Annotated in this window: 8 protein-coding genes; 3 read left to right on the forward strand and 5 right to left on the reverse strand. The window is 59.2% G+C overall.

Translation table 11 applies throughout. The features are described 5' to 3' along the window. Positions 1–50 precede the first annotated feature (50 nt). Positions 51–1,199 carry an efflux RND transporter periplasmic adaptor subunit gene (locus tag KW837_RS19455; RefSeq protein WP_218398019.1) on the forward strand — a complete coding sequence of 383 codons (1,149 nt, stop codon included), beginning with the start codon at positions 51–53 and terminating at the stop codon, positions 1,197–1,199. Between the two features lie 13 nt (positions 1,200–1,212). Then, a complete protein-coding gene (locus tag KW837_RS19460; RefSeq protein ID WP_192343818.1) occupies positions 1,213–4,251 on the forward strand; it encodes a multidrug efflux RND transporter permease subunit in 3,039 nt (1,012 codons plus the stop codon). A gap of 177 nt (positions 4,252–4,428) precedes the next feature. Here KW837_RS19460 and KW837_RS19465 read toward each other — a convergent pair whose 3' ends face one another. The 5 genes from KW837_RS19465 to colR all read right to left on the reverse strand — a co-directional run bounded on the left by KW837_RS19465 (position 4,429) and on the right by colR (position 8,147). Next, complete coding sequence (locus tag KW837_RS19465) at positions 4,429–4,656, reverse strand: hypothetical protein (RefSeq protein WP_026331876.1); 228 nt, start codon at positions 4,654–4,656, stop codon at positions 4,429–4,431. 2 nt (positions 4,657–4,658) lie between these two features. Continuing rightward, entirely contained in the window at positions 4,659–5,372 is a 714-nt protein-coding gene (locus tag KW837_RS19470) for a lipopolysaccharide kinase InaA family protein (RefSeq protein ID WP_218398021.1), read from the reverse strand. Between the two features lie 4 nt (positions 5,373–5,376). After that, positions 5,377–6,045 carry a class I SAM-dependent methyltransferase gene (locus KW837_RS19475; RefSeq protein ID WP_218398023.1) on the reverse strand — a complete coding sequence of 223 codons (669 nt, stop codon included), beginning with the start codon at positions 6,043–6,045 and terminating at the stop codon, positions 5,377–5,379. A gap of 148 nt (positions 6,046–6,193) precedes the next feature. Further along, positions 6,194–7,474 (reverse strand): HAMP domain-containing sensor histidine kinase, encoded by a 1,281-nt coding sequence (locus KW837_RS19480; RefSeq protein ID WP_123500740.1) that lies wholly within the window; start codon positions 7,472–7,474, stop codon positions 6,194–6,196. After that, positions 7,464–8,147, reverse strand: coding sequence for a two-component system response regulator ColR (colR, locus tag KW837_RS19485; RefSeq protein WP_008069526.1), 684 nt, complete (start codon positions 8,145–8,147; stop codon positions 7,464–7,466). The genes KW837_RS19480 and colR overlap by 11 nt, the downstream gene beginning before the upstream one ends. A 217-nt stretch (positions 8,148–8,364) precedes the next feature. Here colR and KW837_RS19490 point away from each other — a divergent pair, with 217 nt between their 5' ends. Further along, complete coding sequence (locus KW837_RS19490) at positions 8,365–9,108, forward strand: phosphatase PAP2 family protein (RefSeq protein ID WP_218398025.1); 744 nt, start codon at positions 8,365–8,367, stop codon at positions 9,106–9,108. The last annotated feature ends 86 nt before the right edge of the window (positions 9,109–9,194 follow it).

The raw sequence follows: 9,194 nt of genomic DNA on the forward strand, positions 1-9,194 counted from the left end.
GAGTAATGTTCCCGCCTGTCTCACCTGATTTTCTCCAAGGAAATGGAAATATGCTGCGTCGCCGCATGCTGATCATGTTGGGTGTTGTTCTGCTAATCGTGCTGGTCCTGGCCGGTTACAAAGCCTTTTCCATCTACACGATGATGCAAGGCTTCTCCGTGCCGAAACCGCCGATAAATGTCGCCGTGGCCACCGCCACCGAACGTCCGTGGCAAAGCCGTTTGCCAACGGTCGGCACCCTCACGGCGCTGCAAGGGGTCGACCTCAGCCTGGAGATCGCTGGCACCGTCAAGGAGGTGCAGTTCGAGTCGGGGCAGAAGGTCAAGGCCGGTCAGCCGATCCTGCAACTCGACACCGCCGTTGAAACGGCCCTGCTGGCAACCGCTCAAGCCGACCTGGGACTGGCGCAACTGGATTACGGTCGCGGTAGCCAATTGGTGGGCAGCCAGGCCATTTCCAAAGGCGAGTTCGACCGACTCTCGGCGGTGTTGCAAAAGAGCCGTGCCACCGTCAATCAGCTCAAGGCGGCACTGGAGAGAAAACGCATCCTCGCCCCGTTCAGCGGCACCATCGGCATTCGTCAGGTAGACGTCGGCGACTACGTGGCCAGCGGCACGATGATCGCCACCCTGCAAGACATCAGCAGCCTCTACGTCGACTTCTTTGTGCCCGAACAGTCGGTGCCGAAAATAGCCCTCGGCCAACCGGTACAAGTCATTGTCTCAGCCTACCCGACAGAGAGTTTCCCCGGCACTATCAGTGCGATCAACCCGAAGGTCGAGAGCAGCACCCGCAACGTGCTGGTGCGCGCAACCCTGGCCAACCCCGATGACAAACTGCTGCCGGGGATGTTCGCCAGTCTGCAGGTGATATTGCCCGATCCGCAGCCACGCATCGTCGTGCCGGAAAGCGCGATCACCTACACCCTTTATGGCAACTCGCTGTACGTCGTCGCGCAGAAAAAGGCCGAAGACGGCAGCCTCGAAAAAGACGACAAGGGCGAGCCGATTTTGATCGCCGAGCGGCGCTTCATCGAAACCGGCGAACGCCGCGATGGAATGGTCATGATCACCAAAGGCGTGCAGAACGGCGAAAAAGTGGTCACGGGGGGCCAGATCAAACTGGACCACGGCGCGCACATTGCCATCAGCGACGACAAGACCCTAGCCGAGAAGAGCAGTCAGCCGCGCGCTGACTGATCAAGGAATCCCCATGGCTTTTACCGACCCGTTCATCCGCCGCCCGGTGCTCGCCACCGTGGTCAGCCTGTTGATTGTGCTGCTGGGCTTCCAGGCCTGGAGCAAGTTACCACTGCGCCAATACCCGCAAATGGAAAACGCCCTGATCACGGTGACCACCGCTTACCCCGGGGCCAACGCCGAAACCATCCAGGGTTACATCACCCAACCGATGCAGCAGAGCCTGGCCAGCGCCGAAGGCATTGACTACATGACGTCGGTCAGTCGCCAGAACTTCTCGGTGATCTCGATCTACGCGCGCATCGGCTCCAACAGCGACCGCTTGTTCACCGAACTGCTGGCCAAGGCCAACGAGGTCAAGAACCAGCTGCCCCAGGACGCCGAAGACCCGGTGCTGAGCAAGGAAGCCGCCGACGCTTCGGCGCTGATGTACATCAGCTTCTTCAGCGACGAACTGAGCAATCCGCAGATCACCGATTACCTGTCACGGGTCATCCAGCCGAAACTGGCGACCCTGCCGGGCATGGCCGAAGCCGAGATTCTTGGCAACCAGGTATTCGCCATGCGCCTGTGGCTGGACCCGGTGAAACTCGCCGGTTACGGCCTGAGCGCCAGCGATGTGACCAACGCCGTGCGCCAGTACAACTTCCTCTCCGCCGCCGGCGAAGTGAAAGGCGAGTATGTGGTCACCAGCATCAACGCCAACACCGAACTCAAATCCGCCGAAGCCTTCGGCGCGATTCCGCTCAAGGTCGATGGCGACAGCCGCGTGCTGTTACGGGACGTGGCGCGGGTCGAGATGGGCGCGGAGAACTACAACACCATCAGCTCTTTCGGTGGCACGCCCTCGGTGTACATTGGCATCAAGGCCACGCCAGGCGCCAACCCGCTGGATGTGATCAGGGAAGTGCGCAAGATCATGCCGGAGCTGGAGGCCCAGCTGCCGCCGAACCTGAAAGGTGAAATCGCCTACGACGCCACGCTGTTCATTCAAGCGTCTATCGACGAAGTGGTGAAAACCCTGTTCGAAGCGGTGCTGATTGTGATCGTGGTGGTGTTCCTGTTCCTCGGCGCCCTGCGCTCGGTGGTGATCCCGGTGGTCACCATTCCGCTGTCGATGATCGGCGTGATGTTCTTCATGCAGATGATGGGCTACTCGATCAACCTGCTGACCTTGCTGGCGATGGTATTGGCCATCGGGCTGGTGGTGGACGATGCCATCGTGGTGGTGGAGAACATCCATCGGCACATTGAAGAAGGCAAGACACCGCTGGATGCCGCGCTTGAAGGCGCTGCGGAAATCGCCATGCCGGTGGTGTCGATGACGATCACCCTGGCGGCGGTCTATGCGCCGATCGGCTTCCTGACCGGCCTGACGGGAGCGCTGTTCAAGGAGTTCGCCCTGACCCTGGCCGGGGCGGTGGTGATTTCCGGCGTCGTAGCCCTGACGCTGTCGCCGATGATGTGCGCCCTGCTGCTGCGCCACGATGAAAACCCTACCGGCCTGGCCCATCGCCTGGACGTGATCTTCGAAGGCCTCAAGCGCCGCTACCAGAGTGTGCTTCATGGCACCCTCAATACCCGGCCGGTGGTGCTGGTGTTCGCGGTGATCGTGCTCTGCCTGATTCCGGTCCTGCTCAAATTCACCCAATCGGAACTGGCGCCGGACGAGGACCAGGGCGTCATCTTCATGATGGCCAGTGCCCCGCAGCCGGCCAACCTCGACTACTTGAACACCTACACCGACGAGTTCCTCGCGATTTTCAAGGAGTTCCCCGAGTACTACTCCTCGTTCCAGATCAACGGCTTCAACGGCGTGCAATCGGGGATCGGCGGCTTCCTGCTCAAACCCTGGAACGAACGCGACCGGACCCAGATGCAGATCCTCCCCGAGGTCCAAAGCAAGCTGGAGAGCATCCCCGGGTTACAAATCTTCGGCTTCAACCTGCCTTCCCTGCCGGGTACCGGCGAAGGCTTGCCGTTTCAATTCGTGATCAACTCGGCCAACACCTACGAGTCATTGCTGGAAGTGACGGACCGGGTGAAAAAAAGGGCGATGGAGTCCGGCAAATTCGCCTTCGTCGACGTCGACCTGGCCTTCGACAAACCCGAAGTCGTGGTGGATATCGATCGCGCCAAGGCTGCACAAATGGGTGTGTCGATGCAGGACCTGGGCGGCACCCTCGCAACGTTGCTGGGTGAAGCGGAGATCAACCGTTTCACCATCGAAGGTCGCAGCTATAAAGTCATTGCGCAGGTGGAACGACCCTTCCGGGATAACCCCGACTGGCTGAACCATTATTACGTCAAGAACACCAAGGGCGAATTGCTGCCCCTGTCGACCCTGATCACCGTGACCGACCGGGCGCGACCGCGTCAGTTGAACCAGTTCCAGCAACTCAATTCGGCAATTCTTTCCGGGGTCCCGCTGGTCAGCATGGGTGAAGCCATCGACACCGTGCGCCAGATCGCTCGAGAAGAAGCTCCGGCGGGTTACGCCGTCGACTATGCCGGCGCATCACGGCAATACGTTCAGGAAGGCAGCGCGCTGTGGGTCACCTTCGCCCTGGCGCTGGCGATCATCTTCCTGGTGCTGGCAGCCCAGTTCGAAAGCTTCCGCGACCCACTGGTGATTCTGGTCACCGTGCCGCTGTCGATCTGTGGCGCGTTGATCCCGCTGTTCCTTGGCTGGTCGAGCATGAACATCTATACCCAGGTGGGATTGGTGACGTTGATCGGGCTGATCAGCAAGCACGGGATCCTGATCGTCGAGTTCGCCAACCAGCTACGCAAGGAGAAGGGCCTGTCGCCTCGCGAAGCGGTGGAGGAAGCGGCGGCCATTCGTCTGCGTCCGGTATTGATGACCACGGCGGCGATGGTGTTCGGCATGGTGCCGTTGATCATCGCCACGGGCGCGGGTGCGGTCAGCCGGTTCGACATCGGCACGGTGATCGCGACGGGGATGTCGATTGGGACGCTGTTCACCTTGTTCGTGTTGCCGTGCATCTACACGTTGCTGGCCAAGCCCGACAAACCTGAAAAACACCCATAACCCTGTGGGCGATGCAGAACCAAAGTGGGAGCGGGCTTGCTCGCGAAGGCGGTGTGTCAGTCGTCATCACTAGTGAATGTCAGACCGTATTCGCGAGCAAGCCCGCTCCCACATTGAACGATCGGATACAAAAAAGGCCTCGCATCTGCGAGGCCTTTTATTTGGGCTTCAATCTGTTCAACTCTGTGGCCTCAGTCCCTGAGAAAGTCCGAACATGAACAGTAACAAGTCATGATCGGGTTGAGTGGCCACGGGTGCCTTGGCAACCCGGGGCAACGGACAATGCGCGTCACCGTGCACGGAGCTGAGGACTTGCGTGCGGGGTTGCTCCCAGGCCGCCACCGCCAATGAAGCAACTGCCAAGGCTCCGGCTAAAAACAAACCTCGTGCAATTTCGAGTTTCATTGTTATAAGCCTTTGATAGCGCTGCCAAACGCCGTCTCATAAAAATAGACGAGTTTTTTCCAGTCCGTATCGCTGAACGACGAGTGGCGACGTAGTTGTTTCAGGTCGTGCGCCGCCGCTTGATGGGGGGTCAAGCGCTGCCGACATTTTTCCAGATCGATCAACGCCACCTCGACCTTGGCTGACTCGCCTTCGCCGGTGACCCTCACGAATACATGCTTGATGTAGATACAGCTGTGTTGCCAACGGCCCTTGTGCATGCGGGCCAGGTTGTCGGCCAGATCCTTCAACACGCGATCGTGCACCGCCTCACCGTAACGCTCGCGACCGCCACCCGCGTACCAGTGTTGGATTTCCCCGAAGCCATCCAGGGCCTTGGTAACCAGCAGTGCGCGCCATTTGTGCATGGGATCGCGCTGCGCCCCGCAAAAAACGATTTCCGGAACACGAACGTTGAGCAGACGCAGGCCAATGAGCGCATCGCGTTCGCGCAACACCGTCGGCCGGCCGAACGGGTGTAACGCGCTGCGATAGATATGCCCGGTTTGACGCTTGGTGTAGAGCAACTGTCCATCACTGCCCCTAACGCGCTGCACACCACTTTCGCCACCGCGACGGACGTTGGGTTCTTCTACCCATTCACCGCGCAGGTTCCAGAAGTAGTCGAAGCGGTCCTGAGAAGCCACTTCTGTTTGTGCTGCACATTGCATTGCCATCTTGTTACCTCTTGCGTAATACGTATACCCGCCACATGGCATAGAGCGGTAAAAAATCCAGGTGTTCCTGGATCCGAAAACCCGCCTGCTCGAATTCCTTTTCAACCGTGGCGGCCGGTAACACAAATCGATTCTGGTAACCCTCCTGACTACGTCGTTTCTCCGCGCGCTTGCGTTTCCAGGCCTTGAAATTGCCGTCCACCCACAGCGAAACAATCACGCTGTCACGGGTGACTCGTTCGAATTCGCGCAGGATGGTCAGTCGATGCTCGGCTTCACCGATGTGATGAAGCAAGCGCATGCAGAAAATGCTGTCGACGGCGTTATCGGGCAAGGCAATGTCGAATGCAGAAGTGTGCAAGGGTTGTACCCGTTTCACCACGTCGGCGGGTTGCGCCTGCATGGCAGTCTTCAACATGGACTCCGAGTTGTCGGCCCCGATGATGACGCGGTTGTGTTTTTCCGCCAGCAGCGGCCAGAAACGCCCCGCGCCGCACGGTAAATCGAGGACCAATCCTGGCTCACCGGCCAGCGTCAGCGCTTTTCGCGCCAATTGTTCGTCACGCCAGTGGGACAGTCGGCGGCCGAGCCCCTCCTGATGCTTGCGCAAATATTTCTGGGCGTGTTGATCGTCGTACTTTTCGGAAAAATCGAGTTTGATCGGACCAGCCATCACTGCAGCCTCCTGAACTTCTGATGACCACCACCTTAGGTAGCGTCGTGTCAGTGTCAGGTCGTGCCTTTGTGAAAAAATTGTCATGTAAAACCCGGAATTATTTCAGGGTTTTACAGGGCCAATTCAGGATCTTTTCGTTTTTCCTTCAGATCAAAGACGGACTCAAATCCACCTGAAAGCGGCAACCATTGGGTTCCATGTTGGTCAGGCTGACGTTCCAGCCCTGGTTCTCGCAAATCCGTTGCACCAGCGATAGCCCTAACCCCAGGCCCTCGCCGCGTTTCTCGTTGCCGCGTACGAAAGGCTCGAACATCGCCTCGCGTTTTTCCTCGGGAATGCCGACTCCACTGTCCTCGACCACGAACCCTGTATCCGTCAGGGCGAGGCGAATGTAACCGTGCTCGGTGTAATGCAGCGCATTACGCAACAGGTTGCCCATCACCGCATGCAAAAGGGTCGCGTTATAGCGGGTGTCCGGCGGATTGCCCGGCTCAAAGTTCAGCGTCAGGCCCTTGGCTTCGATCGGCTCGCGCCATTGAGAAAGTAGCCCGTCGGCCACTTGGCTCAGGGTCTGCTGGGGAGCCATGCTGGCGTCTTCATGTTGAGCGCGAGCCAGCATGAGGAAGGTTTGCACCAGCTCGCGCATCTCGGCACACGCACGGGCAATTCGCTCCACCTGAGCACGGCCGCGCTGATCGATACCAGGGTTTTCCAGCAACAGTTCACAGGAACTGGCCAACACCATCAACGGCGTGCGCAGCTCGTGGCTGACGTCACTGGTGAACAATCGCTCACGGGTCAATGCTTGACGCAAACGCCCAAGGGTGGCGTCGAAGGCCACGGCCAGCTCGCCCACTTCATCGGCGGCATAGTCCGGCGCCAGTGGCGGCGCCAGCCCTAGCAGTTGATCGCGATGACGCACCTGACGGGCCAGTCGCACCACTGGCGCCATGACCTTGCGCGCCAGCACCCAGCCCAAAAATACCGCCAATGCCAGGCTCAGTACGAAACCCACCAGCACCACGGCAAACAGCACCCGCTCACGCTCTTCGAAATCGCTCTGGTCCTGCATCAGCACGTAACGCCGACCGTCAACGATTTCGACCATCGCGTGATATGACAGCTGCTCGCGAAAGACTTCATGAAAGCCTGAGTCCAGGTGCCGCAAATCCTTGGGTAATTCGAAGTCGCCCGGGCCGCCGCTGAAATAGAACAGCTGGTCCGGCTCGGGACGGTGGCTCCAGTCCGACACGCTGTCCATCAGCAACAGGCGTTGCAAATCGCCGCCCAGACCTGCCGAAATCAGTTTCTCTTCCACCAGGTGCACGGTCGCCACAATGCCCATGGCGAAGGCTCCCGCCACCAGCGCGCTCATCAACGCAAAGGCGATGATGATCCGTTGGGCAAGGCTCTGTTTAAACTCCATCACGGCCCTCGGCCAAGCGATAACCGACGCCATGCACCGTGTGCAGCAAGGGCTTGTCGAACGGCTTGTCGATCACCTGACGCAGTTGATGGACGTGGCTGCGCAGGCTGTCGCTGTCCGGGCAGTCATCGCCCCACAGGGCTTCCTCGAGGACCTCGCGGCGTAACACATGGGGGCTTTTCTGCATCAACACAGCCAGCAGCTTCAGGCCCACCGGGTTGAGTTTCAACAGGCGGCCTTCGCGCGTCACTTCCAGGGTATCGAGGTCGTAGCTCAGATCGCCTACCTGCAAGGCACGGCGACCGCCCCCTTGGGCACGGCGCATGACCGCCTCGATCCGCGCGGCGAGTTCGGACAGGGCAAAGGGTTTGATCAAATAGTCGTCTGCACCGGATTTGAAGCCTTGCAAACGGTCATCCAGTTGATCGCGGGCAGTGAGCATGATCACTGGCGTGTCGCGGCGGGCGTCTTCGCGCAGACGCTTGCACAGGGTGTAGCCGTCGATGCCGGGCAGCATGATGTCGAGCACGATCAAATCGTAATGCTCGGTGGCCGCCAGGTGCAGGCCCGATAAACCGTCCTGCGCGCAATCCACGGTGTAACCCTTGAGCCCCAGATAATCGGCCAGATTGGCCAGGATATCGCGGTTGTCTTCAACCAATAGAATTCGCATCGGCACCTCCTCCGTACACAGTAACGGCTGTCTTGGCGCGCAGCTTAAGGCCAAGTGTGGCTCAGGGATAGGGTGGCGTGCAGGGGTAAATCCGACAAAAAAAACCTGAAACGGCCTTAACAACTTTTTCACCATCGATTCACAGGCTGACGACAGAGGCGTGTTCAGACTCCCGCGGTTGTGCTCTTCAGAACATTTCACCCACCAAGGAATTGCCATGGCTTCGACCGCTGCCCGCCCCGCTTCCAGGCCACTGAATGCCTGGCTATGCCTGGGAGTGCCCGCCATTGCGGCGATCACCCTGCTGTTGCTCGAACTGACCTCCCTGGACATGGACCTTGCCAAGCGGTTCTATGACCCAGTGGCAGGCGAGTTCATAGGACGGCACAGTTACTTCCTGGAAGACATCCTGCATGACCGGGCCAAGCAAGTGGTCATCGCCTTTTCGGTGTTCGCCATTCTGGGCTTCATCGGTTCCTTTTTCATGGACAGGCTCAAACCATTCAAGCGTGAACTGGGTTGCCTGGTGTTGTCTCTGGCACTGGCAACCTCGTTTGTCACCCCGGTCAAAGCGGTGACGGCGGTGCAATGCCCATGGAGTCTGGAGCAATTCGGCGGGCACGAAACCTACAGCGAACTGCTCAGCCCTCGTCCGCACACCGACAAGCCGGGCCGCTGCTGGCCGGGTGGTCATGCGGCAACCGGTTTCACGCTGTTTGCGTTGTTCTTCGTGTTGCGCGACCGTCGCCCGCGTCTGGCACGCAAGGCGTTTGTCTTTGCCTTCGCGTTGGGTTCGGTGTTTTCCATCAGCCGGATGATGCAGGGGGCGCACTTCTTTTCGCACAACGTGTGGACGGCGATTTTCTGCTGGTTGATTTGTTTGGGGGCGTATTACTACATTCTTTATCAACCAGTTTCCAAAGCTGAGCTAGTCACCAAGGCACAACCCGTCAGCGCCTGATACACAGATCTAAATGTGGGAGCGGGCTTGCTCGCGAAGGCGGTGTGTCAGTCAGTATTGATGGTGACTGACACACCGCCTTCGCG

It is taken from the genome of Pseudomonas sp. PDM24, from assembly GCF_019218905.1.
Classification (GTDB): domain Bacteria; phylum Pseudomonadota; class Gammaproteobacteria; order Pseudomonadales; family Pseudomonadaceae; genus Aquipseudomonas.